24 protein-coding genes are annotated in these 23,592 nt (G+C 41.4%); 15 read left to right on the top strand and 9 right to left on the bottom strand.

All coding sequences use genetic code 11. From position 1 onward, the window contains the following. The first annotated feature begins 244 nt into the window (after window positions 1-244). The gene (metJ, locus tag PMI_RS15935; protein ID WP_004246409.1) at window positions 245-562 is read left to right on the top strand and encodes a met regulon transcriptional regulator MetJ; all 318 of its coding nucleotides are present in this window, start codon (window positions 245-247) and stop codon (window positions 560-562) included. Between the two features lie 133 nt (window positions 563-695). Here the strand turns inward: metJ and PMI_RS19700 are convergent, their stop codons facing one another. Together PMI_RS19700 and rpmE are read right to left on the bottom strand one after the other, a co-directional pair. Continuing rightward, the gene (locus PMI_RS19700) at window positions 696-947 is read right to left on the bottom strand and encodes a hypothetical protein (protein WP_036895959.1); all 252 of its coding nucleotides are present in this window, start codon (window positions 945-947) and stop codon (window positions 696-698) included. A 578-nt stretch (window positions 948-1,525) separates the two neighbouring features. Next, window positions 1,526-1,738, bottom strand: coding sequence for a 50S ribosomal protein L31 (rpmE, locus tag PMI_RS15925; protein WP_004246411.1), 213 nt, complete (start codon window positions 1,736-1,738; stop codon window positions 1,526-1,528). Window positions 1,739-1,941: 203 nt separating this feature from the next. Here rpmE and priA point away from each other — a divergent pair, with 203 nt between their 5' ends. From priA to rraA, 7 genes are all read left to right on the top strand, one after another. Beyond that, window positions 1,942-4,143 carry a primosomal protein N' gene (gene priA / locus PMI_RS15920; protein ID WP_004249709.1) on the top strand — a complete coding sequence of 734 codons (2,202 nt, stop codon included), beginning with the start codon at window positions 1,942-1,944 and terminating at the stop codon, window positions 4,141-4,143. 252 nt (window positions 4,144-4,395) lie between these two features. After that, entirely contained in the window at window positions 4,396-5,427 is a 1,032-nt protein-coding gene (gene cytR, locus PMI_RS15915; RefSeq protein ID WP_004249710.1) for a DNA-binding transcriptional regulator CytR, read from the top strand. A gap of 70 nt (window positions 5,428-5,497) precedes the next feature. Continuing rightward, a complete protein-coding gene (ftsN, locus tag PMI_RS15910; RefSeq protein WP_004246415.1) occupies window positions 5,498-6,292 on the top strand; it encodes a cell division protein FtsN in 795 nt (264 codons plus the stop codon). Window positions 6,293-6,402: 110 nt separating this feature from the next. Then, window positions 6,403-6,933, top strand: a complete 531-nt coding sequence (gene hslV / locus PMI_RS15905; protein WP_004246416.1) for an ATP-dependent protease subunit HslV — start codon at window positions 6,403-6,405, stop codon at window positions 6,931-6,933. A gap of 12 nt (window positions 6,934-6,945) precedes the next feature. Further along, window positions 6,946-8,286 carry an ATP-dependent protease ATPase subunit HslU gene (gene hslU / locus PMI_RS15900; protein WP_004246417.1) on the top strand — a complete coding sequence of 447 codons (1,341 nt, stop codon included), beginning with the start codon at window positions 6,946-6,948 and terminating at the stop codon, window positions 8,284-8,286. A 98-nt stretch (window positions 8,287-8,384) separates the two neighbouring features. Continuing rightward, window positions 8,385-9,302, top strand: coding sequence for a 1,4-dihydroxy-2-naphthoate polyprenyltransferase (locus PMI_RS15895; RefSeq protein ID WP_004249712.1), 918 nt, complete (start codon window positions 8,385-8,387; stop codon window positions 9,300-9,302). 108 nt (window positions 9,303-9,410) lie between these two features. Beyond that, window positions 9,411-9,929, top strand: a complete 519-nt coding sequence (rraA, locus tag PMI_RS15890) for a ribonuclease E activity regulator RraA (protein WP_004246419.1) — start codon at window positions 9,411-9,413, stop codon at window positions 9,927-9,929. A 93-nt stretch (window positions 9,930-10,022) separates the two neighbouring features. On the opposite strand, the gene zapB is transcribed toward rraA, so the two are convergent. Next, entirely contained in the window at window positions 10,023-10,265 is a 243-nt protein-coding gene (zapB, locus tag PMI_RS15885) for a cell division protein ZapB (protein WP_012368679.1), read from the bottom strand. A gap of 296 nt (window positions 10,266-10,561) precedes the next feature. Between zapB and PMI_RS15880 the strand changes: the two genes are divergently transcribed. Both PMI_RS15880 and glpK read left to right on the top strand, forming a co-directional pair. Further along, window positions 10,562-11,377, top strand: coding sequence for an MIP/aquaporin family protein (locus tag PMI_RS15880; RefSeq protein WP_004246421.1), 816 nt, complete (start codon window positions 10,562-10,564; stop codon window positions 11,375-11,377). Between the two features lie 42 nt (window positions 11,378-11,419). Next, window positions 11,420-12,952: a glycerol kinase GlpK gene (gene glpK, locus PMI_RS15875; RefSeq protein ID WP_012368678.1), complete on the top strand. Its 1,533-nt coding sequence runs from the start codon at window positions 11,420-11,422 to the stop codon at window positions 12,950-12,952. Between the two features lie 109 nt (window positions 12,953-13,061). Here glpK and emrD read toward each other — a convergent pair whose 3' ends face one another. Further along, entirely contained in the window at window positions 13,062-14,246 is a 1,185-nt protein-coding gene (gene emrD, locus PMI_RS15870) for a multidrug efflux MFS transporter EmrD (protein ID WP_004246423.1), read from the bottom strand. 338 nt (window positions 14,247-14,584) lie between these two features. Between emrD and fpr the strand changes: the two genes are divergently transcribed. Further along, a complete protein-coding gene (fpr, locus tag PMI_RS15865; protein WP_004249898.1) occupies window positions 14,585-15,331 on the top strand; it encodes a ferredoxin--NADP(+) reductase in 747 nt (248 codons plus the stop codon). Between the two features lie 60 nt (window positions 15,332-15,391). Here the strand turns inward: fpr and PMI_RS15860 are convergent, their stop codons facing one another. Further along, window positions 15,392-15,820 carry a DUF805 domain-containing protein gene (locus PMI_RS15860; protein ID WP_012368677.1) on the bottom strand — a complete coding sequence of 143 codons (429 nt, stop codon included), beginning with the start codon at window positions 15,818-15,820 and terminating at the stop codon, window positions 15,392-15,394. A 111-nt stretch (window positions 15,821-15,931) separates the two neighbouring features. Between PMI_RS15860 and PMI_RS15855 the strand changes: the two genes are divergently transcribed. Together PMI_RS15855 and tpiA are read left to right on the top strand one after the other, a co-directional pair. Beyond that, the gene (locus tag PMI_RS15855) at window positions 15,932-16,567 is read left to right on the top strand and encodes a DUF1454 family protein (RefSeq protein ID WP_012368676.1); all 636 of its coding nucleotides are present in this window, start codon (window positions 15,932-15,934) and stop codon (window positions 16,565-16,567) included. A gap of 106 nt (window positions 16,568-16,673) precedes the next feature. Next, a complete protein-coding gene (gene tpiA, locus PMI_RS15850) occupies window positions 16,674-17,444 on the top strand; it encodes a triose-phosphate isomerase (protein ID WP_004249716.1) in 771 nt (256 codons plus the stop codon). A 95-nt stretch (window positions 17,445-17,539) separates the two neighbouring features. On the opposite strand, the gene PMI_RS15845 is transcribed toward tpiA, so the two are convergent. After that, window positions 17,540-18,544 (bottom strand): sulfate ABC transporter substrate-binding protein, encoded by a 1,005-nt coding sequence (locus PMI_RS15845; RefSeq protein WP_012368675.1) that lies wholly within the window; start codon window positions 18,542-18,544, stop codon window positions 17,540-17,542. A 294-nt stretch (window positions 18,545-18,838) separates the two neighbouring features. After that, window positions 18,839-19,816: a 6-phosphofructokinase gene (pfkA, locus tag PMI_RS15840; protein WP_004246429.1), complete on the bottom strand. Its 978-nt coding sequence runs from the start codon at window positions 19,814-19,816 to the stop codon at window positions 18,839-18,841. A 533-nt stretch (window positions 19,817-20,349) separates the two neighbouring features. Here pfkA and fabG point away from each other — a divergent pair. Next, window positions 20,350-21,105 (top strand): 3-oxoacyl-ACP reductase FabG, encoded by a 756-nt coding sequence (gene fabG, locus PMI_RS15835; protein WP_012368674.1) that lies wholly within the window; start codon window positions 20,350-20,352, stop codon window positions 21,103-21,105. A 145-nt stretch (window positions 21,106-21,250) separates the two neighbouring features. On the opposite strand, the gene PMI_RS15830 is transcribed toward fabG, so the two are convergent. Together PMI_RS15830 and cpxP are read right to left on the bottom strand one after the other, a co-directional pair. Next, the gene (locus PMI_RS15830) at window positions 21,251-21,562 is read right to left on the bottom strand and encodes a helix-turn-helix domain-containing protein (protein ID WP_012368673.1); all 312 of its coding nucleotides are present in this window, start codon (window positions 21,560-21,562) and stop codon (window positions 21,251-21,253) included. A gap of 570 nt (window positions 21,563-22,132) precedes the next feature. After that, the gene (gene cpxP, locus PMI_RS15825) at window positions 22,133-22,699 is read right to left on the bottom strand and encodes a cell-envelope stress modulator CpxP (RefSeq protein WP_004249721.1); all 567 of its coding nucleotides are present in this window, start codon (window positions 22,697-22,699) and stop codon (window positions 22,133-22,135) included. 183 nt (window positions 22,700-22,882) lie between these two features. Here cpxP and cpxR point away from each other — a divergent pair, with 183 nt between their 5' ends. After that, window positions 22,883-23,581, top strand: a complete 699-nt coding sequence (gene cpxR, locus PMI_RS15820) for an envelope stress response regulator transcription factor CpxR (protein ID WP_004246432.1) — start codon at window positions 22,883-22,885, stop codon at window positions 23,579-23,581. Window positions 23,582-23,592: the final 11 nt, after the last annotated feature.

Below are 23,592 nucleotides of genomic sequence, written 5' to 3'. Positions count from 1 at the left end.
AGCATATCCAATTAGACACCAAGACGTCAATACATCTAGACATCTAAACTCCTTTACGGATAGACCAACAAATGGAATAATATAAATATTAAGGATATCGCCAGGTAACTATTGCTTTTTCTCACACCTTTAGCCAGTAACAGTCGGTGGTTTTAGAAAAGTCATGATAAACTGGCATGGCTCGTCAGAATAGGGCATCAACCCTAAACTGGCTTCAACTAAATGATATTAATTAAGGTAATCCATGGCTGAATGGAACGGTGAATATATCAGCCCTTACGCTGAGCATGGTAAAAAAAGCGAACAAGTCAAAAAAATTACAGTTTCAATCCCATTGAAAGTGCTAAAAATTTTGACAGATGAGCGCACTCGTCGTCAGGTCAATAACCTAAAACATGCCACCAATAGTGAATTATTGTGTGAAGCATTTTTACACGCATTTACCGGACAGCCTCTCCCCAATGATGAAGACTTACGCAAAGAGCGTAACGATGAAATCCCTGAAGAGGCAAAAGAAATAATGCGCCAGCGGGGTGTTGATCCCGAGACTTGGGAATATTGATCAGAAATTATTTTTGATAGCAAAAATATAACCAGAAGCCCAAAGCCAACACTTTGGGCTTCAATTTGTGCATTACTCTAGACGAGAGATACGCGAACTCGCTTCATAACAAAACCGGCTGGATAAGCTGGTGTCATTTACCCAACAATTTAATTTTACCTTCTTCATTTATGCGATAAATAGTTACAGAGTTGAAGCCACGCAAACCATCACGTAAAGCATATTGAATAGAACGACCCGAACCAATTCGAACAATATCATTAGACAACATTTTTAATACTCTAGACAGGGTTAGCTGACTAATATTCATAATATTAGCTAGTTGCCTTGCTGACTCAGATCCATTACGTAGTATTTTTCGTATAACTTCTGCTCGTTGTGTCATGATATTCGCTACTTATAAATAGGTTAATGAATAGATAAGTGAATAGAACGACCCGAGCCAATTTGAACAATATCATTAGACAACATTTTTAATGCTCTAGACAGGGTTAGCTGACTAATATTCATAATATTAGCTAGTTACCTTGCTGACTCAGATCCATTACGTAGTATTTTTCGTATAACTTCTGCTCGTTGTGTCATGATATTCGCTACTTATAAATAGGTTAATGAATAGATAAGTGAATAGGATTATGAATAGCTGTGATCTGTCTTGTCACTATTAAAAGCGCGAACATTGGCGACGATATTACATAAAAAACGCATACAAAAGAGCGCTATCGCTTTGAGGTATATTCGATATGTTATTTTATCATTGGGAGATCACGCTAGGTGATGAATAGAGATAGGGAAAGCTTACTATCAATAAAAAAATCAAGCGGTTAAAGTATGATACAAAGTGACCATAATTTAGACGATAAAGAATAACAAAAAGCCCAAAGCAAATACTTTGGGCTTTCTTCAATTCCGTTTTCCCTACACGTTTTCAGTGTTACCTGAAAAGTTGTGGTAACAAATATCTTATTTGCTGCCTGGGATTTTGAAACGTTTGTTGAACAGATCAACACGACCACCGGTTGCAACATCACGTTGTTTACCAGTATAGAATGGGTGGCATTTATCACAAACGTCCAGATTCAGGTTGTGGCCTGCTGTGGAGTTGATTTTCATAACGTTACCGCAAGAACAAGTTGCAGTAATTTCTTCGTATTTAGGATGAATATCTTTTTTCATGGAAAACCTCTGCTAAGGCCGTGTCGCTATTCAGCCCTCAGCCGAACACCACACGTCGTGTTGATTGAATTAAATTGTTTGGTATTTTATCTACCAAAGGGGGCGGATCATACAGAATATCCGCCAAACGCGCAATGAAATCTGCACACTTTTTGTGATATTCTTAATACTATCTTTTCGCTAAAACACTCGGAAACCCTGATATGACTATAGTTCAGGTAATATTACCTGTACCACTGTTTTCTTCCTTTGACTACCTGCTTCCAGAAGGTTGTGCCATGCCAACAATAGGTTGTCGCGTGGTCGTTCCCTTTGGCAAACAGCGTCGCTCTATCGGTATTGTTAAAGGTTTTAGTTCACACAGTGAGTTTCCCATTGAAAAACTGAAACCTATTGAAGAAGTACTTGATACAGAGACTCTGTTTCCGGGGATCTTATGGGATATGCTTAATTGGGCAAGTGCTTATTATCATTATCCTTTAGGTGAAGTTCTCTTTCATGCGATGCCAATTCTACTACGACAAGGGAAACCGGCTGAATTTACGCCCTTATGGCAATGGTATGCCACTCAAGAGGGAGAAGCGCTTGATCTTAACAGTCTAAAAAGCGCTAAAAAGCAACAACAAGCTTTGGCGGCACTACGCCGTGCCCCTTTGTATCGCCACCAGTTAGATGAATATGAAATTACAACAGCGACACTAAATAACTTAAAAAAGAAAGCATTAGCGGATTTACGTCCTATTCAACCCGCCCCTATACAGTGGCAAAGCACTTTTGCCGTACAAGGCGAACGATTTAAACTTAATGCCGAACAGGCGGTTGCTGTTGGTGCTATCACGGCACAAGCAGACCAATTTTCGCCTTGGTTATTATTGGGGATCACAGGCTCTGGTAAAACAGAAGTGTATCTCAGTGTACTTGAAACTATTCTCGCTCAAGGTAAACAAGCACTGATCTTAGTCCCTGAAATAGGTTTGACCCCACAAACCATTCGCCGTTTTAAAGCACGTTTTAATGCCCCCGTCGATGTTCTTCACTCCGGACTCAACGATACGGAACGCCTTGCGGTATGGCTACGAGCGAAACGGGGAGATAATGCCATTATTATCGGTACGCGCTCGGCATTGCTCACCCCTTTTCAGCAATTAGGGATTATTATTATTGATGAAGAGCATGATGGCTCTTATAAGCAACAAGATGGCTGGCGTTACCATGCACGGGATTTAGCGGTCTTTCGCGCCAAGCAAGAAAATATTCCTATCGTGATGGGCACTGCCACCCCATCGATTGAAACCAGCTATAACGTTGCACAAAAAAAATATCAACAACTGACGTTAACGCAACGGGCGGGAAATGCTAAACCTGCCACAGAGCATTTAATCGACCTAAAAGGGCAACCGCTCACAACCGGACTCTCTCCAACACTCATTAAAGCCATAAAAGAGCATCTTAATGCCGGTAACCAAGTGATGTTGTTTTTAAATCGCCGTGGCTTTGCGCCTGCGTTACTCTGCCATGAGTGTGGTTGGATTGCCGAATGCCCTCGCTGTGATCACTATTATACCTTACATCAAAAACACGGCATGCTACGTTGCCACCAGTGTGATAGCCAACGTCGTATTCCATCACAATGCCCTCAATGTGGTTCAACTAATTTAATGCCAGTAGGATTGGGCACAGAACAACTTGAACAAGGCATTGGCGAGTTATTTCCTAATACCCCGATCACCCGTATTGATAAAGATACCACCAGTCGTAAAGGAGCATTAGAGCAACAACTAGAAGACATCTATCAAGGTGGATCACGTATTCTAATTGGCACACAGATGTTGGCTAAAGGTCACCACTTCCCAGACGTTACGCTGGTGGCGCTACTTGATGTTGATGGTGCTTTATTTTCTAGTGACTTTCGTGCTGCTGAACGTTTTGCTCAGCTTTATACTCAAGTATCAGGTCGTGCAGGAAGAGCTGGGAAACAAGGTGCCGTCTATTTACAAACTCACCAACCCGATCACCCGCTATTATTAACGCTGTTAGAAAAAGGCTATGATGCTTTTACTAAAGAGGCGTTACAAGAGCGACAAGCAACCTTTTTACCCCCTTATTCCAGCCATATTATGATCCGCTCTGAAGATCATAATAACCAAAAAGCCCCCCAGTTTTTACGCCAGCTTAAACAGTTCTTCGAGCAACATCCGATGAGAGATAGTCATTTATGGGTGATGGGCCCCATTCCGGCCATTCAGGCAAAACGAGGAGGAAATTTCCGTTGGCAACTATTATTGCAACATCCTTCAAGGGGTTATTTACAAAAGTTAATGTCTGTTACTTATCCTCAGATAGTGGCGCTTCCTGAGAGTAAAAAAGTGAAATGGAATATTGATGTTGATCCAACTGATTGCTAAGCCTACTGATATTTAGCGCGCTTATAATTCAAAACTATTTATCAATTTTGCGAACTACCTCATAAAAACGATTGGTATCACACTTTTTATGCAAACTAGGTAACAGTATCTATTCAAAAAGTGGGTAAAATAACAATTTAGAATATTTCTTGAATTAAAAAACCGTCGCATCTTTGTATTTTGGACAACGACGGTTTTTTTGCAACAAAAAAGCAATCGTTTAACCAAACCATCAGTACGGAGGTATGGGGTTTGCAACAGAATAATAAAGAGAGCGCACAAGCAACAATGAAAGATGTTGCTTTTGCTGCTGGCGTGTCAACAGCCACGGTGTCACGCACATTAATGAATCCAGAAAAAGTATCCTCACAAACCCGTCAAAAAGTTGAGCAAGCTGTTCTTGACGTGGGTTATTACCCACATAATTTGTCAAAAAACCTGAAACGTAACGAGTCAAAAACGATCCTCGTGATCGTCCCTAACATCAGTGATCCCTTTTTTACAGATGTTGTATGTGGCATTGAAGAAACCGCAGCTCAACACGGCTATCTTGTGTTAATTGGTGACTGTAAACACCAACAAAAACATGAAAATGCCTTTATTAATTTAATTATTACTAAGCAGATTGACGGCATGTTACTGCTTGGCTCTCATATCCCTTTTGATGTTTCTAAAGAAGAGCAAAAAAATCTTCCTCCTATGATCATGGCAAATGAATTTGCGCCAGAGCTTGAATTGCCAACCGTTCATATTGATAATTTGACTGCTTCTTTTAGAGCCACCCACTATCTACAACAGATGGGACATAAGCGTATTGCCTGTATTACTGGCCCTGAAGATATGCCACTATGTCGTTATCGCTTACAAGGTTATATTCAAGCTATGCGTAGAACCGGTGTCCCTCTACGCGAAGATTATATTATTAGAGGTGATTTTACCCACGAAAGCGGTGCAGAAAGTCTGAAAAAGTTAATTTCGTTACCTGAACCACCGACAGCGGTATTCTGTCATAGCGATATTATGGCGATTGGTGTGATGTGGCAGGCTAAAAAACTTGGCTTACAATTACCTGACGATCTCTCTGTGATTGGCTTCGATAACCTTGATATTACGCGCTATAGCGAGCCTGCATTAACCACCATGGAACAGCCACGTTACCAAATTGGTCGTCAATCCATGTTGTTACTGCTTGATCAGTTACAAGGTAGACCTGTTGCACCCGGCTCTCGCCTATTAGATTGTGAGTTAATAGTAAGAGAAAGTGTCTGTCGGCTTAAAAGCTAGGCAAAAGACACTATGTTAAGTAACATATCGGTTGTGATACCTATTCATTTAATTATCAGCGAATCGAACTGTGGCACAACGAGACTATGTGGGACGAGGACAGTCATCTGCTCGTCGTAAAAAGACAACGAAAGGCAAAGGTAAAAAGGCGGCCAGTGGGTTGCCTTTAACCACACTTATTGTAGCAATTGCGCTTGTGGCGCTATTTGTTGGCGGCCTCTATTTTATTACCCATAATAAAAAAGAGGTTGTCGAACCAACGTCATCAAGTGCAGGGCAACAACCAACTAACAACTTACCACCTAAACCGCAAGAGCGTTGGCAATATATCAAAGAGCTTGAGAATCGACAGGTGGGGAACCCATTACAGCCACCAGCGACCTCTTCAGGGAGCCAGATTAATCCGAAAGCGACACTTTCACCGGAGCAATTACGTTTTTTACAACAAATTGAAGCGGATAAACGTCAACCGGCGGTAGAGTTACCAGAAGTGCCTTATAACGGTGAAGTACCACGTTCACAGGTTGTCATTACCCCACCGACAACCACCGCACCTTCGGTACAACCTTCGCAACCTTCAGCACCGGTAAAACAGGAGCCTGCACCTGCGATAACAACACCAAAACCAGCGACGACTGAAGCGCGCTTTTTAGTCCAATGCGGTTCATTTAAAACCAATGAACAAGCCGAATCTGTACGCGCAACCTTAGCATTTTCCGGTATCGAAAGCCGTGTGACCAAAGGAAATGACGGCTGGATCCGCGTTTTATCTGGCCCATTTAATAAAGAGCAAGCCAATACGCTAAGCCGTCAAGCTGCAGGCGCAGGTGTATCAGGTTGTATTCTTCGTACTGCGGGGGGTTGAAAAATAAAATTTCTCCCCCACCTATAAATCTAATTCACATAATGGGCTGTGTTTTTTCTGATATTAAAGCACAACCCACTTCTTTTTATTGATAAACCAGGGGCTGACTCATGACTACAATCGTAAGTGTTCGCCGTAATGGCCAAGTCGTAATCGGTGGTGATGGACAGGCGACGATGGGTAATACCGTCATGAAAGGCAATGTTCGCAAAGTACGCCGTCTTTATAACGACAAAGTGATTGCGGGATTTGCCGGCGGCACTGCTGATGCTTTCACGCTTTTTGAACTTTTTGAGCGTAAATTAGAGCTCCATCAAGGCCATTTAACTAAAGCCGCTGTTGAACTTGCGAAAGATTGGCGTACAGACAGAATGTTACGCAAACTAGAAGCATTACTGGCTGTGGCAGACGAAACAACATCTTTGATTATCACTGGTAACGGTGATGTTGTGCAGCCAGAAAACGATCTGATTGCTATTGGTTCTGGTGGCCCTTATGCACAAGCAGCGGCGAGAGCGATGTTAGAAAACACCGATCTAAGTGCACGCGAAATTGCGGAAAAAGCACTGAATATTGCCGGTGATATCTGCATCTACACCAACCATAATGTCAACTTTGAAGAAATCTCTTCAAAAGAGTAAGGATTTGAGAGCATGTCCGAAATGACTCCTCGCGAAATTGCCAGCGAACTCGACAGATTTATTATTGGTCAAGATAAGGCCAAACGTGCGGTTGCTATTGCACTGCGTAACCGCTGGCGTCGCATGCAGCTTGATGAAGCGCTGCGTCATGAAGTAACCCCAAAAAATATTTTGATGATTGGACCTACAGGGGTAGGTAAAACTGAAATTGCACGTCGTTTAGCAAAATTAGCCAATGCACCTTTTATCAAAGTCGAAGCCACAAAATTCACTGAAGTGGGTTATGTAGGTAAAGAAGTCGATTCTATTATCCGCGATTTAACTGATTCTGCTGTTAAAATGGTACGTAGCCAAGCGATTGAAAAAAATCGTTACCGTGCTGAAGAAATGGCAGAAGAGCGTATTCTTGATGTACTGATCCCACCAGCAAAAAATAACTGGGGAGTCACAGAATCGGCATCATCCTCAGAGCCTTCAGCAGCGCGCCAAGCGTTCCGTAAGAAACTCCGTGAAGGCCAATTAGACGACAAAGAGATTGAAATTGAATTAGCGGCCACCCCAATGGGTGTTGAAATTATGGCACCTCCAGGCATGGAAGAGATGACTAATCAATTACAATCCATGTTCCAAAATTTAGCGGGACAAAAGCAAAAAGCGCGTAAGATGAAAATCAAAGAAGCGTTTAAACTGATTGTCGAAGAAGAAGCCGCTAAACTGGTTAATCCTGAAGAGTTAAAACAACAAGCCATCGATGCAGTTGAGCAACATGGTATCGTGTTTATTGATGAAGTAGATAAAATCTGTAAACGTGGTGGTCAAAGCTCTGGCCCTGATGTTTCTCGTGAAGGTGTACAACGTGACCTATTACCACTGGTAGAAGGTTGCACCGTATCCACTAAGCACGGTATGGTGAAAACAGATCATATTCTGTTTATTGCCTCAGGCGCATTCCAAGTCTCTAGTCCTTCTGACTTAATTCCTGAGTTACAAGGCCGTCTGCCTATTCGTGTTGAACTACAAGCACTGACTGCAGAAGATTTTGAGCGTATCCTTACTGAGCCAAATGCATCATTAACAAAACAGTATCAAGCATTAATGGCTACCGAAGGGGTAAGCATTAACTTTAGCCAAGACGGTATTCGCAAAATTGCCGAATCTGCATGGCGTGTAAATGAAACCACTGAAAACATCGGTGCACGTCGTCTACATACGGTATTAGAGCGTTTAATGGAAGAAATTTCCTATGATGCGAGTGAACGTCAAGGCGAAACTATTCTTATTGATGCAGAATATGTGAAACAGCATCTGGATGAGCTTGTAGCAGATGAAGATCTGAGTCGATTTATTTTATAATCAACTTATGCGATCCTTAATCAGCAATATTAACGTGGGAGGCTTGCCTCCCATTCTTATTTTTATAATAACAACGAACATGAGTATTGAATTTCAGCATGAGCGCTCAACATTCCATTAGCCGGACACAAGCCTGGCTTGAAAGTTTACGACCCAAAACCCTACCTTTAGGGTTAATTGCTATTGTGACAGGCTCCGCCTTAGCGTATTGGACGGGTCATTTTGAGCTACCTATTGCATTACTGGCGATTTTAACTGCTGGCACACTACAAATTCTCTCTAACTTAGCGAATGACTATGGTGATGCCGTTAAAGGGACAGATACTGAAGAGCGATTAGGGCCACTGCGTGGAATGCAAAAAGGGGTTATCACCCCTGCTCAAATGAAAAAAGCCTTAATTATCAATGTAATTATCTCCTGTATTTCAGGTATCGCCTTGATAATTGTCGCCTGTAAAAAACCCGAAGATGCTATTGGCTTTTTAGTGATGGGCTTATTGGCTATCGTGGCTGCCATTACCTATACCGTAGGGAAACGCCCTTATGGCTATATGGGATTGGGCGATATTTCGGTATTAATTTTCTTTGGCTGGCTAAGTGTGATTGGCACTTATTATTTGCAAGCTAATGCTTTTAATATTGTGACACTACTGCCTGCCACCGCCTGCGGACTGCTCTCGGTCGCAGTACTTAACATTAACAATATGCGTGATCTTGAAAACGACATTCAAGCCGGTAAAAATACCTTGGCGGTGCGTTTGGGGGCTTCTGGCTCACGGATTTACCACACCTGCGTGATTGCCATAGCCATTATCTGTTTGATTGTGTTCACCCTGATTTATATGCACCGTTGGACGGCGTGGCTATTTTTATTAGCCGTTCCCATGCTATTACTGCATATTAAACGCGTTAATGCTGATCTTAGTGGCGAAGCCATGCGACCACTGCTTGAACATATGGTCAAAGCGGCGCTGTTAACCAATATTCTTTTTTCTTTAGGTTTAGTTTTAGAGTAATTTACCGCTATTGTTGATTTGACTCACTGAATTGTCAGTGAGTCTTTTGCCAACACCCCCTGTTAAGGGATATACTGGACTTTCCTGAGGCAACCTGACGTAAATCCTATGAAATATGATACTTCTGAACTCTGTGATATCTATCAAGAAGATATCAATGTCGTAGAACCGCTTTTCTCAAACTTTGGTGGTCGTAGCTCTTTTGGTGGACAAATTACCACTGTCAAATGTTTTGAAGATAATGGTCTGCTTTATGACTTACTAGAAGAAAACGGTAAAGATCGTATTCTATTAGTTGATGGCGGAGGCTCTGTCCGCAAAGCGCTAGTCGACGCTGAATTGGCGCAACTGGCGGTACTCAACGAATGGGAAGGTATTGTTGTTTATGGTGCAGTACGCCAAGTGGACGCTTTATCTGAGCTTGATTTAGGCATTCAAGCGATGGCTGCCATTCCTGCAGGTTGCCCAAGTGAAGGCATCGGCGACAGTGATATCCGCGTAAACTTTGGTGGTGTTACTTTCTTCTCCGGTGATTATCTTTATGCTGATAATACTGGCATTATCTTATCTGAAGAGCCTTTAGGCTTAGATGATGACGATTTAGATGATGATTTATTAGAAGAATAATAGACCATTCTCTTATTAACAAAGATAACGCATAAAGCGACAAAAGCCACTTTATCAGTGGCTTTGTTTTTAACTGGTGAAAACGGTGGACGATTATTGTACGTCTTCCATTTTTCCTAGCAGAGCACGTAAACGCTCTTGCCAGCTTGATTGCTCTTGTTTCAGCTCTTCGTTTTCACGAACCAAGGCTTCTCTTGATTCTCTTGCGCCCTGCACTTCTTGATTCAGTGCATCATTTTTCTCTTTTAGCTCTTCAATTTCCATCTGTAATAATGTGATGGTATCTAGTGCTTGTTGTACTTTTGACTCTAATTTTTCAAAAACTTCAAATGACATACTGTAATCCCCCATATAATCGATACTCCCGATTGTAAGTAGCCTATCAACAACTGTCTAGCATCTTCCGTGGAATTACCTGCTTTTTTCAATTTAACAAAAATACTGGTCTGATCACACTCCTAGTGTTGTACAAGTCACTATTTAAGAGCGTTTTCACTCATTTTCATGATGGGACACACAAAATTCAATTTCGCTTATTCTCGTTTACGCTCATTAACGATAAATTTACAGTTATCTTTTCAATACGAAAAGAATACTAACAATTAAAATCACCCTCTTTCAGGATAGAATATATGAGCCAGACGAAAACCTCTCTTATGGGTCAATGCATTTCCGAGTTTATCGGTACTGCATTGCTAGTCTTCTTTGGTCTTGGTTGTGTTGCAGCAGCACGTATCGCAGGCGCTCAACTCGGTCTTTGGGAGATAAGTATTATCTGGGGCTTAGGTGTTGCCTTAGCCGTTTACCTTACTGCGGGTACCTCTGGTGCTCACCTCAACCCGGCGGTCACAGTCGCATTCTGGTTGTTTGCGTGCTTTGAACGTAAAAAAGTTATCCCTTATATTGTTGCACAAATGTTAGGTGGTTTTTTTGCCGCCGCTGTTGTGTACTTTATGTATTACAATTTATTTATCGACTACGAACAGGTCAATGGAATTGTACGAGGATCACAAGAAAGCCTCTTTACTGCGGGCGTCTTCTCTACTTACCCAGCAGCCCAAATCTCTGTGATCCACGCATTTTTTATCGAAGTAATTATTGCCGTTATTCTCGTTGGCTTAATTTTAGCCTTAACAGATGATGGTAACGGTGTACCTCGTGGGCCTTTAGCGCCATTACTTATCGGTATTCTGATTGCGGTTATCGGTGGTGCATTTGGTCCATTAACTGGATTCGCCTTAAACCCTGCCCGTGATTTTGGGCCAAAATTAGTCGCATTCTTTGCCGGATGGGGTGATATTGCTTTAACAGGTGGACGCGATATTCCTTATTTCTTAGTCCCACTCATTGCTCCAATGATTGGGGGTATTTTAGGCGCACTTGCTTATCGTAAACTTATTGGCCGTCACTTACCTTGTGATACCTGCAAAATTGAAAACGACAAATAACGATGCAAGCAATATCGTTGATTATGAAAACAGGTTACTAACATGACAACAGAAACAAACAAATCGAATAGTGAAAAAAAATATATCGTTGCTCTGGATCAGGGAACAACCAGTTCACGCGCTGTCGTAATCGATCATGACTCCAACATTGTTAGCATCTCACAACGCGAATTTACCCAAATTTATCCTAAGCCCGGCTGGGTTGAGCACGATCCAATGGAAATCTGGGCAACTCAAAGCGCAACGCTAATTGAAGTATTGGCCAAAGAAGACATCCCTTCTGATCATGTTGCCGGTATCGGTATTACCAACCAACGTGAAACGACTATCGTCTGGGAAAAAGAGACCGGTAAACCTATCTATAATGCTATCGTGTGGCAATGTCGCCGTACTGCAGACTTTTGTACTCGCTTAAAAGATCAAGAAGGGGTTGAAGAGTACATTCGTCAAAATACTGGGCTTATGGTTGACCCCTATTTTTCAGGCACCAAATTAAAATGGATCCTCGATAATGTTGAAGGCGCTCGTGAACGAGCAGAAAAAGGAGAGTTACTCTTTGGTACCGTTGATACTTGGTTAGTCTGGAAAATGACACAAGGTCGTGTTCACGTAACAGATTATACCAACGCTTCACGTACTATGTTGTTTAATATTCACTCTTTAGATTGGGATCAAAAAATCCTCGATCTGCTGAATATTCCCCGCAATATGCTACCTAAAGTGGTGCCTTCTTCTGAAGTTTATGGTCAAACCAACATTGGTGGTAAAGGTGGTACACGTATTCCTATCGCCGGTATGGCTGGTGACCAACAAGCGGCACTCTATGGTCAGCTCTGTGTACAAAGCGGTATGGCAAAAAACACCTACGGAACAGGCTGCTTCTTGCTGATGAATACAGGTAAAGAAGCCGTGCGCTCTAACCACGGTCTATTAACCACTATCTGCTGTGGCCCACGTGGTGAAGTAAACTATGCCTTAGAAGGTGCAGTCTTCGTCGGTGGTGCTTCCATTCAGTGGCTACGTGATGAGCTAAAATTAATTGATGAAGCAACTGACTCAGAATACTTTGCCACTAAAGTTAATGACACCAACGGTGTTTATGTCGTACCTGCATTTACTGGCTTAGGTGCACCTTATTGGGATCCGTATGCCCGTGGCGCTATCTTCGGTTTAACCCGTGGTGCTAACCGTAATCATATTATTCGAGCGACTTTAGAATCTATCGCTTATCAAACCCGCGATGTCCTTGATGCGATGCAAGCAGACTCTGGAGCACGCTTACAAGCACTACGTGTAGATGGTGGTGCCGTTGCCAATAACTTCTTAATGCAGTTCCAATCTGACATCTTAGGTACCCGTGTTGAACGTCCTGTGGTACGTGAAAGTACTGCGTTAGGGGCTGCGTTCCTTGCAGGCCTTGCGGTAGGTTTCTGGTCTGATCTGGAAGAGGTAAAAAATAAAGCCGAGATTGATAAAGAGTTCCGCCCAGGTATTGAAACCACAGAGCGTAATTATCGTTATAACGGCTGGAAAAAAGCGGTTGCCCGCGCACAAGAATGGGAAGATCGCGGTTAATCGCTAATCACCCCCTATGAGAGAGAAGTCGCCTAGGCGACATAAAACAAATGCCGATAGTAGGTATACACTATCGGCATTTTTATTGGCGAAAACTTAAAGGTAGTCATTAAACCGTATTCTGCTGATGACTAAAACGGTGTGATAACGGGATCCAACACAACATAATAGCCACTGACATAATAAACATAATCATTCCTAAGCTAAATTGATTATGCTGTGGCAATAGTGCAGAGAACCACGTTGCTATCCCTGAGCCAACATTTTGCAATCCGCCCACCAACGCACCAGCCGCTCCGGCTAAATAAGGGAATGGCTCCATCGCCCCTGTCGTTGCCAGCGGAAATAGCATCCCAGCGCCAAAGAAAAACAGGGCAGCGGGCACCAGTAAAGTCCAAATATTAATAATATTCAGCCAGCCGGGAAGCCACATTAAAATACCTGCTGCTACACAGCAAAATACGGAGTGCCACATCAATTGCACAAAGGTTTTACCTTCACGCCCTGCGTACCACGCACCAAAGAAGGCCGCGGGAATAGGTAAAATAAATAGAATACTGATAGTAATACTATTTAAACCCAACACGCCTCCCATCAACACACCGCTGGAAGCTTCAAATACGGCAATACCTGATAATGCACAAATCAACATGATCAAAAAAGCACTAAAAGTACTGTTGGACAGCAATAAATAAAAAGATGACAACATACTGCGTCTTTCAGCCTGTACAGGTCGGGTTTCTGGCATCCAGTGATACATACTAAAGAGTACACTTCCTCCTAATAATAATAGGAAGATATAACAGGCATGCCAGCCAAAGAAGTGCGCCACCACCCCACCGATCATTGGCGCTAAGAGTGGGCTGACTAACACCCCCATATTTAATAAGCTATTGGCATAGCGTAACGCAGTACCGGTATAGAGATCACGAGGCTGAGTACGGGTCATTACCCCTGCGACCCCAGTCCCCATTCCTTGTAAGGTACTGGCGATCACTAAGGTAGTTAAGTTCTGTGAAAAAATAGCCACGATCGTCGCTAAACAGAAAATACTCATCCCCACTAAAATAACCGGACGACGCCCTACTCGGTCAGAAATAGGGCCATAAATTAATTGTGAAAAACCATAAGAAAACAGATATGCGCCCATTACTTGCTGTACAGCACCTGTTGGCTCACCAAAATAGACAGCCATATCAGCAATCACAGGAACATAAATCGTCTGTGTCATTTGACCGACAGCAACCAGTGCAATAATCAGTAATAACAGATTTGCATGTTCTAACTTTCTCATTTCTTTTCTTTGCTCAGAAATTAAAAATTAACCGATTAACGGACAGGAAAGTGCTACAGAGCTTTGATAAAATAAACTCTGCAAAATGCACTTGCGCTAAATAATGAGACTAAGGTAACAAATCTAGCAAAATTTGCGAAGTAGTCAGCCATTTTTATCTCGTCAACGATGTCAGTGAAAAACACCATCGTTGTCAATATAAATGTACATTTTGTATTAACGATTAACGAAACTACAGATTAATATCGCCATCACATCATCTTGATAAATAAAAACGCCCTTCCTCTTTAGAATAAATTATCGACATAAGCGCTTTCCTAAAAAGGAGATAAGAGATTATGGCAAATTGGGTTACTGGAAAAGTCATTCAAGTTAGGCATTGGACAGATACATTAATCAGTTTGGTTGTACACGCCCCTATCGATAAGTTTACAGCAGGTCAATTTGCCAAACTGGCACTCGAAATTGACGGTGAACGTATACAACGCGCCTACTCTTATGTTAACTCCCCGCAAGATCCCAACTTAGAGTTCTATCTAGTCACTGTACCTGAAGGTAAACTCAGCCCACGCTTAGCAGCGTTAACTGTTGGTGATGAACTCTTAGTGACAGAACAAGCCAGTGGTTTTTTTGTTTTAGAAGAGGTACCTAGCGCGAATACCTTATGGATGTTATCAACAGGTACGGCGATCGGGCCATTTCTCTCTATTTTACAACTTGGTGATGATCTCGACCGTTTCGAAAATATTGTTTTAGTCCATGCAGTACGCTACGCCCGTGATTTAAGCTATCTACCATTAATGGAGCAGTTAGCTGAACGCTACCAAGGGAAACTGCGTATCCAAACTATTGTCAGCCGTGAAAATCATATAGGTTCACTAACCGGGCGCATTCCAGCATTAATTGAAAGTGGTGCATTAGAAAAAACCGTAGGATTAACCATTTCCCCAGAAGAGAGCCATATTATGCTATGTGGTAATCCAGAAATGGTAAGAGACACGCAACAGTTACTGAAAACACAGCGTGATATGAGAAAACATTTACGCCGTAAACCGGGACATATCACCAGTGAACAGTATTGGTAATGATAACATCAGGGCTGAATAGCACTTTATTCAGCCCTGACTGTTTAGCAGTTACACACTTTAACAAAAACTTGAGTAGTCAACCTTTTCAGTCGTGGCACCAAAATAGTTTTCTCCTTGGGTGCCAATAAACACCCCACAATCTAACAACATGATCATCATAATAAATGAAGGGAGAAAACGACCTATCGCCCATTGCCAAAAGGGCTCTAAACTACTGGTATCAGTCAATCCTAGCATCACCGCCAGCAACAATAGTAACAGCCATGCACCACGTTTATTTCTATCGTGAAGTCGCTTAGTAAAAATGGCACATAACGGATATAAAATAGCCAGCGAAATTATCCCCACCAGCACAGCAGGCAATGAATAGTGCTGATTAACTGTATATAATCCGCAAAACAGCACAAAACAGAGTGCAAAACCCGCCCAAAAGTCACGGCGTCCAATTCGCCCTTTGAATGAAAAGGCCCAATGTTGTAAGGTCATTAATAATTTCTCAATATAGACTTATTTTAGTGAATTAAGCTGTCCATTTAACATCAAATAATACAGAGTGATTTTATAATATTCTATCGCACAACAGACCAAGGAGGACAGATGATAAAAAAAAGCACGCTTACTCAGTTAGCACTTATCATAATAAGCATCGCTTTATCTTTGCCAACCCTTGCTATGGCAGCGTCGCCCTCTATTGCTCATCAACCCCCAACTAAAGATGATATTCTTTACCTTAAACAGGATGCCCCTGTTTTTGAAACCACCATTCCGGAGATAAGAGCTAAATTCAATCAAAATAATGCGACGTTATTTCTCAATGAATATAAAATTATCACCAACAACGATATTACTATTCCGTTAGTCAGGGCCGCGACACGAATAACCCCTTATTTATACTCATCAGCCGTATTAGAGCGTGGCAGTGAAAAAATTAAGAGTCTACAGCTCACCCTGATCCATTCACTTGATACGCCACAAATCGAAAAAGAGCATCAAGATACTGCAATGCGCTATATCACTGCATTAGTGACACAGTTTGATCCCTCCATTAATGCAACGCAAATTCAAGAGGTGCTCAATTTATTTGCTGTTAAACAAGATGTGCCTGCTTATATTAGCCATAATGTCGGTGCTATTCGCTATATTATTGCCCACGAGGACAATCAACTAACGACCTTTGCCATTGAACCGATTAAGCTTTCACTCAATAGCAATATCGATTCAGCTATTCCGTGATAAAAAACAAAGCTATTCTATTCAATGTTCTCTATACTGTTGTGCATCAACAGAATTTGAGTTTATCGATAAATTAAATTTAAACCACTCGGTTGGAGGAAAAGTTATGCGCCATCCATTAGTCATGGGTAACTGGAAACTTAACGGCAGCATTCATATGGTTCATGAATTAATCGCTGCATTACGTAAAGAAATCAGCGGTGTTGCTGGATGTGATGTTGCTATTGCACCACCAACAGTTTATCTGTGCCAAGCTCGTCATGAAATCGGTGGAAGCCGTATTGCGTTAGGTGCCCAAGATACCGGTGTTAACTTATCTGGTGCTTTCACTGGCGAAACTTCCCCAGAAATGCTGAAAAACGTTGATGTTAAATACGTGATCATCGGTCACTCTGAACGTCGTACTTACCATAAAGAATCTGATGAATTTATCGCACAAAAATTTGGTGTGTTAAAAGAGTTAGGCTTAACACCTGTGTTATGTATCGGTGAAACAGAAGCAGAAAATGAAGCTGGTAAAACACAAGAAGTGTGCGCACGTCAAATCGACGCGATTTTAAATGCACATGGTGCACAAGCATTCAAAGATGCAGTGATCGCTTATGAACCTATTTGGGCGATCGGTACAGGTAAATCAGCAACGCCTGCACAAGCACAAGCGGTACATAAATTTATTCGTGATCATATCGCTAAACAAGATGCGGCTATCGCTGAGCAAGTCATTATTCAATACGGCGGTTCAGTCAACGATAAAAACGCAGCAGAGCTATTTAGCCAACCTGATATCGACGGAGCATTGGTTGGTGGCGCGTCACTGAAAGCGGATGCCTTTGCTGTTATCGTGAAAGCGGCAGCAGAAGCAAAAGCGAAAAAATAACTTTGATAGCAAATCGTTATCTTACCGATAAATAACTATCGCGAAAATCACCTTACTGTGTCTTAACAGAAGGTGATTTTTTTATGCGTTACTCGCTAATCACGTCGGCTGATTTCATCAAATATTCCCCCGGTGGCAAAATGAGTTTGTTGTGCTGATTGCCAATCGCCAAAAAGCTCATCAATAGTGAATAATTGCAGGGCTGGAAAACGTTTTTGATATTTTTCAGCAATGCTTTTATCTCTTGGACGATAATAGTTTTTAGCAGCAATTTCTTGCCCTTGAGGTGAATAAAGATACTCTAAATAAGCGGTTGCCACTTCCCGCGTACCTCGCTTATCAACCACTTTATCCACCACAGAGACGGTTGGCTCTGCCAAAATAGAGACGGAAGGGGTGACTATTTCAAACTTATCTGTACCTAACTCATTAATCGCCAGTAGCGCTTCATTTTCCCATGCAATTAACACATCACCAATACCACGCTCAACAAAAGTATTTGTCGCGCCTCTTGCGCCGGAGTCTAATACTTCAACCTGTTGATACAGTGACTTTACAAAGGCTTTCGCTTTTTCACTGTCTTGCTGATTGGCCTTTAATCCATATCCCCATGCAGCCAGATAATTCCATCTTGCTCCACCGGAGGTTTTAGGATTAGGTGTGATAATCGATACACCGGGTTTAATTAAAGAATCCCAGTCGGTTATCTGTTTGGGATTACCTTTTCTCACTAAAAAAACAATGGTTGAGGTGTAAGGTGCTGAGTTATCAGGTAAGCGGGTGATCCACTGCTTATCTATACGCCCTCTTTGTGCAATGGCATCAATATCATAAGCTAATGCGAGGGTGACAATATCCGCTTCAATACCATTAATTACGGCGGTTGCCTGTTTACCAGAGCCACCATGAGATTGACGAATAGTCACATGATCGCCGGTTTTTTGTTGCCAATATTGACTAAATGCGTGGTTATATTGTTGATAAAGCTCTCGAGTCGGATCGTAAGAGACATTTAATAACTGAATATCCTTCGCCCAGATGCTTTGTGTAAACAGTGCCGTCAGCGCTAGCGTTGTCAATAATCCCCATCGTTTTAACATCGTTATCTACCCCTATCCTATTTCTAGTTGGTTTATTTGTTTTGTTTAACTAGGCTGACAGAAAGATTTATAACGATGAAATAATAAAAAACAGACTGTTATACGTAACAGCTATATAGTTGAGAAAACGGGGGACTCACACAGTCATTACCCATCAGATAAGAGAAGAAAAGCGCGTAGAATGAAATGTTTTCACTCGGGAAGCTGTTCTGATACAAGCTGATATTGCATCAGAACAGTCCACGAATAAGGATATAACTCAGAAAGGCTCTGGTAATAGAGTAAAACTATGGCTTAATACAGTTTTTTCGCAGTTTCATACCAATCGGCTTTAAAGACACGTTTCATATTCATAACCGCATCAATAATATCATGGTGAACCAGTTTTTCATTTTGGATCCCTACACAACGACCACCATAACCTTCAAGTAGCAGTTGTACAGAGTAAGCACCCATACGAGAGGCTAAAATACGATCGTAAGCAACCGGAGAGCCGCCACGTTGAATATGGCCTAATACAGTGGCACGTGTTTCATGTTTGGTTTCTGCTTCAATAAAACGTGCCAGCTCATGTACATCACACACATGTTCAGTAATTGCCACGATAGCATGACGTTTACCACGCTCAATACCCGCTTTAATTTCTGCTAATAATTCATCACGATCAAAAGGTAATTCGGATTCAGGCAACACCACGAACTCACAACCACCCGCAATAGCAGCGGATAAGGTTAAATCACCACAATAACGTCCCATCACTTCAACGATAGAGATACGTTTATGGGATGTTGAGGTATCACGTAAGCGGTCAATCGCTTCTACCGCCGTTTCTAACGCCGTGAAATAGCCAATAGTGTAATCAGTACCCGCAACGTCATTATCAATGGTGCCCGGTAAACCAATACATGGGAAACCCGCTTCAGTTAATTTTTTCGCCCCCAGATAAGAACCATCTCCCCCGATAACCACCAGTGCATCTAGCTCATTTTGCTTCATATTTTCAATAGCAACGGCACGCACATTATCTTCGCGGAATTCTGGGAAACGCGCAGAGCCTAAAAAAGTACCACCACGGTTGATCATGTCTGACACACTAAAGCGATCGAGTTTTTTCATACGGTTTTCATATAAGCCCATATAGCCATCAAAAATACCGTACACTTCTAAACCTTCGCTGAGTGCTGCACGGACAACACCACGGATCGCGGCATTCATACCCGGTGCATCACCACCACTTGTTAAAACCCCAATTCTTTTGATCCCATTAACCATGATTACCTCTGATTCTTATTCGATATCATTATTGCAATATATTGTTGGAATAACTGTTATCTTAATACCGGCTTCACGAACGTAATCCACCGATATCTCAAATGCTGAATTGATTCAACAACCCCATTGTACGCATATTTTTTATCACTTCATCATCAACGTACATTTTTTTTTATAAACTTGATGCGCATTAAATTAATTGAGTAGCCTGTATAAATACTATACTAGTCTATCGTCTCTGTATTACACCGATAAGTTAACACTTTTTATACAGATACTTTACAGCCTTTTGCTATCTATCTCAAAAAACAGTGTGTTAGCCATATATTACTATCAAGATATAAAGTGTAATGGGCTTATTGACGGTTTGCTTAACACTTTGCGCGCTGTTATCGATACTTTTTTGTCATTCGGCATAAATAGAAGAAGCGCCCACCCTACACAATTGTGACTGATGACAAAAATTTTGCGTTAATTTACCGTTTATACAATAAGGCTGATACAGTATAACAAACAGTACAGTAGGAGGTTTTATGTTTGATTTAACGGGTAAAATTGCTTTAGTTTCCGGCGGAGCAAAAGGTATTGGTAAAGGCATTGTTAGCGCATTAAAAAACAGCGGTGCACAGGTTATTATTGCTGATATTGATGATGTAGCAGGTAACGCAACCAAAGAAGCACTTGGTGTTGATTTTATGCACCTTGATGTCACCTCTCAAGCAGCCTGTGAACAAGTAGTCAATGATATTGTTAAACAGTATGGCAAACTCGATATTCTTTGCTCTAATACCGGTATTTTCCCCCAAGCGACAATTAAAGAGATGAGCGAAGCTGATTGGGATAAAATGCATACCGTCAATTTAAAAGGAATGTTTTTCTTAGTAAAAGCAGCCCTTGCGGTAATGGAAAAACAACAATATGGCCGTGTGATCATCACCTCTTCTATTACAGGCGCCATTACTGGCTATCCGGGCTGGAGCCATTACGGAGCAAGCAAAGCAGGTCAGTTAGGCTTTATGCGCAGTGCTGCACTAGAATATGCACGCCACGGTATTACCATTAATGCCGTTATGCCCGGCAATATTTTAACCGAAGGCTTACAAGCCCAAGGAGAGACCTATCTTAATCAAATGAAGGCCTCTATCCCAACCCATACCTTAGGGGAGCCTGAAGATATCGGCTATGCCGCCGCATTCTTTGCCTCTAATGAAGCAAAATATATTACCGGTCAAACCATTATTGTCGATGGCGGACAGATTTTACCTGAATCTCCAGAGGCGTTGTTGTAGTTGATTAGATTAATTAAGGAAGAATGAATCGATTATAATTCACTACCAGAAGATAAAATAATATATCAATAATAAAATTAAAAACGCAAAAAAAAGCCCCTCTCCAGAGGGGTTAATTATTCAGTTATCGTTAAACATACCGACATCAAAGTCCTGCTAGCTCAATCAACGTATCCGGTCTTTTTTCAACCATTTTAAGTAGTAAAACCGCTTGTTTATTCGGTTTTACTATCCCTTGCTCCCAGTTTTGTAATGTTGTAACCCCCGTATGTAAATACTGAGCAAAAACAGCTTGAGATAAATTCAATTTTTCACGTACTGCTTTTACTTCTGCTGGCGTCATAGAAAGAGGCTTAACATTAATACGGTGAGTCTTTAGTGTTTTTTTCCCTTCATTAAATTCACTCCACGCATTCATTCCTTCTTGAAGCTCAGAAAAAATATCACGTTTAGTCATGATCCCCCCTTTTTTTAATCATTTCTAACATTGCTCTCAGCTGTTCACGTTGAGTTATTGTTAAATCATCAGCAATGTTTTTACCGTAAATAAAAATTTAGAATTTGTACCTAAAAACAAAGAACAAAACTGACAAAAAAACGTTATTACATTTTTATCCTTTCTTTTTTCATAGAGGTTAGACAGAAATAAAAAGTAGGTGGTATTACTTTACCGAAGTATAGTCGCAAGAAACGGGAAAGAAGCCACTAATTTAACCCACTAAAAAGTAAAGAGGAAATCTAGCATTTATAAGTCTTTAAAATGTCCACAAAGTGTCCACGGACAGCCAAAAACGTCCACCTTTAAAGACTTTAGCAGACTTTTATTACCCTTAAAAATGAAATCTAACTCTTTGTTTTAAAAGGAATGGTAAACAAAAGAGCAAAAAAAAGCCCCTCTCCAGAGGGGCTGCAAAAGACAGGGATGGTGTCTATGGCAAGGAAAAAACTTCGTTGTTGCTACTTACTCTCTAACTAGGTACTGCTTTACTACACTCTTACTACATTACTAAAGGACTTTACTTAATCACTAATTAGCTTTCTCTTGAGTTTGCTGGTTTTGCTGACTAACAGAAGAGACACGCTGTTGATAATTCTTTTCTAGCTGCGCTTTTTGCTCTGGGGTTAATAGCTGATACATTTGATTATGAACTTTCGCCATTTCAACTCGGCGCTCTATTGCTTGTTTGTCCATATCTTGTATTTGCGCTCTTACCGCTGCTTCATCAAACTTATCCGCGGTAATTAGCTTATGCATATTTTCGTGACGCTGACGAAAATCACTGTTATTAAAACGATCTTGATGATGCTGGCGCATTAAATCGCGCATTTGAGTGCGTTGTTGCTCTGTTAATGTAATACCATTAAACATACGCGACTCACCGAAATTATTGTTACCCATCATATGGCCACGTTGTCCACGATGACCTCGGTTATCACGTCCATCATGCATACCGTAACCGTATCCACAATGGTAATTATCATTATACTGTTGTTGCCCAGCAGGCTGATTATTTGTATTTGATGTTTCAGCCATTACTACCGTCGGAGCTACTAAAAACATTGATGCTAGTGCAACCATTGCTACTTTACGCATTGTCCCACTCCTCATTCGGTTATAATACCGACTTATTAATGCTGACCTAAATATGTGTAATTGTTCTCGATGTGGATTACTATACCTTTACGGCTGCAAACTAGCGTCAGAGCGTGTAAAAGAACGTAAAGTCATAGATTCGCGCTATTTATTATCGTATTTTTCTCTTGGAGGAATTGACGAATGCATAAAATCTTATTAGTGGATGACGATCGCGAATTAACCTCGCTATTGAAAGAACTACTTGAAATGGAAGGCTTTAATGTTGTGCTCGCCACTGACGGCGAACAGGCCTTAAAACTTCTGGACGCGTCTATTGACTTGTTATTACTGGATATCATGATGCCACGTAAGAACGGGATCGAGACACTTAAAGAGTTACGCCAAAATTTCCAAACACCTGTCATTATGTTAACGGCAAGAGGCAGCGATCTTGATCGTGTACTTGGCCTAGAGCTGGGAGCAGATGACTATTTACCTAAGCCATTTAACGATAGAGAGCTAGTTGCACGCATTAGGGCTATTTTACGTCGTTCCAACTGGAGTGAACAGAAACAGACCGATGGCAACACCTCACCCATATTGCAAGTTGATAAGTTACAACTTAATCCGGGTAGACAAGAGGCCAGCTTTGATAATGAACCATTAGAGCTAACAGGTACTGAGTTTACGTTACTTTATCTACTTGCTCAGCATTTAGGACAAGTGGTATCGCGCGAGCATCTCAGCCAAGAAGTGTTAGGTAAACGCTTAACACCTTTTGATAGAGCGATTGATATGCATATTTCCAACTTACGTCGTAAGTTACCGGAAAGAACAGACGGGCAGCCTTGGTTTAAAACATTACGTGGCCGTGGTTATCTTATGGTTTCAATAACTTAATAAAAAATCTT

The organism is Proteus mirabilis HI4320, from assembly GCF_000069965.1.
Classification (GTDB): domain Bacteria; phylum Pseudomonadota; class Gammaproteobacteria; order Enterobacterales; family Enterobacteriaceae; genus Proteus; species Proteus mirabilis.
This window is presented reverse-complemented; position numbering and strand designations above follow the sequence as displayed.

Bases quoted from the DNA above. Each gene is read 5' to 3' on its own strand.
- metJ (WP_004246409.1), top strand. From the start codon at position 245: ATGGCTGAATGGAACGGTGAATATATCAGCCCTTACGCTGAGCATGGT.
- PMI_RS19700 (WP_036895959.1), bottom strand. From the start codon at position 947: ATGACACAACGAGCAGAAGTTATACGAAAAATACTACGTAATGGATCT.
- rpmE (WP_004246411.1), bottom strand. From the start codon at position 1,738: ATGAAAAAAGATATTCATCCTAAATACGAAGAAATTACTGCAACTTGT.
- priA (WP_004249709.1), top strand. From the start codon at position 1,942: ATGACTATAGTTCAGGTAATATTACCTGTACCACTGTTTTCTTCCTTT.
- hslV (WP_004246416.1), top strand. From the start codon at position 6,403: ATGACTACAATCGTAAGTGTTCGCCGTAATGGCCAAGTCGTAATCGGT.
- hslU (WP_004246417.1), top strand. From the start codon at position 6,946: ATGTCCGAAATGACTCCTCGCGAAATTGCCAGCGAACTCGACAGATTT.
- PMI_RS15895 (WP_004249712.1), top strand. From the start codon at position 8,385: ATGAGCGCTCAACATTCCATTAGCCGGACACAAGCCTGGCTTGAAAGT.
- rraA (WP_004246419.1), top strand. From the start codon at position 9,411: ATGAAATATGATACTTCTGAACTCTGTGATATCTATCAAGAAGATATC.
- zapB (WP_012368679.1), bottom strand. From the start codon at position 10,265: ATGTCATTTGAAGTTTTTGAAAAATTAGAGTCAAAAGTACAACAAGCA.
- PMI_RS15880 (WP_004246421.1), top strand. From the start codon at position 10,562: ATGAGCCAGACGAAAACCTCTCTTATGGGTCAATGCATTTCCGAGTTT.
- glpK (WP_012368678.1), top strand. From the start codon at position 11,420: ATGACAACAGAAACAAACAAATCGAATAGTGAAAAAAAATATATCGTT.
- emrD (WP_004246423.1), bottom strand. From the start codon at position 14,246: ATGAGAAAGTTAGAACATGCAAATCTGTTATTACTGATTATTGCACTG.
- fpr (WP_004249898.1), top strand. From the start codon at position 14,585: ATGGCAAATTGGGTTACTGGAAAAGTCATTCAAGTTAGGCATTGGACA.
- PMI_RS15860 (WP_012368677.1), bottom strand. From the start codon at position 15,820: ATGACCTTACAACATTGGGCCTTTTCATTCAAAGGGCGAATTGGACGC.
- PMI_RS15855 (WP_012368676.1), top strand. From the start codon at position 15,932: ATGATAAAAAAAAGCACGCTTACTCAGTTAGCACTTATCATAATAAGC.
- tpiA (WP_004249716.1), top strand. From the start codon at position 16,674: ATGCGCCATCCATTAGTCATGGGTAACTGGAAACTTAACGGCAGCATT.
- PMI_RS15845 (WP_012368675.1), bottom strand. From the start codon at position 18,544: ATGTTAAAACGATGGGGATTATTGACAACGCTAGCGCTGACGGCACTG.
- pfkA (WP_004246429.1), bottom strand. From the start codon at position 19,816: ATGGTTAATGGGATCAAAAGAATTGGGGTTTTAACAAGTGGTGGTGAT.
- fabG (WP_012368674.1), top strand. From the start codon at position 20,350: ATGTTTGATTTAACGGGTAAAATTGCTTTAGTTTCCGGCGGAGCAAAA.
- PMI_RS15830 (WP_012368673.1), bottom strand. From the start codon at position 21,562: ATGACTAAACGTGATATTTTTTCTGAGCTTCAAGAAGGAATGAATGCG.
- cpxP (WP_004249721.1), bottom strand. From the start codon at position 22,699: ATGCGTAAAGTAGCAATGGTTGCACTAGCATCAATGTTTTTAGTAGCT.
- cpxR (WP_004246432.1), top strand. From the start codon at position 22,883: ATGCATAAAATCTTATTAGTGGATGACGATCGCGAATTAACCTCGCTA.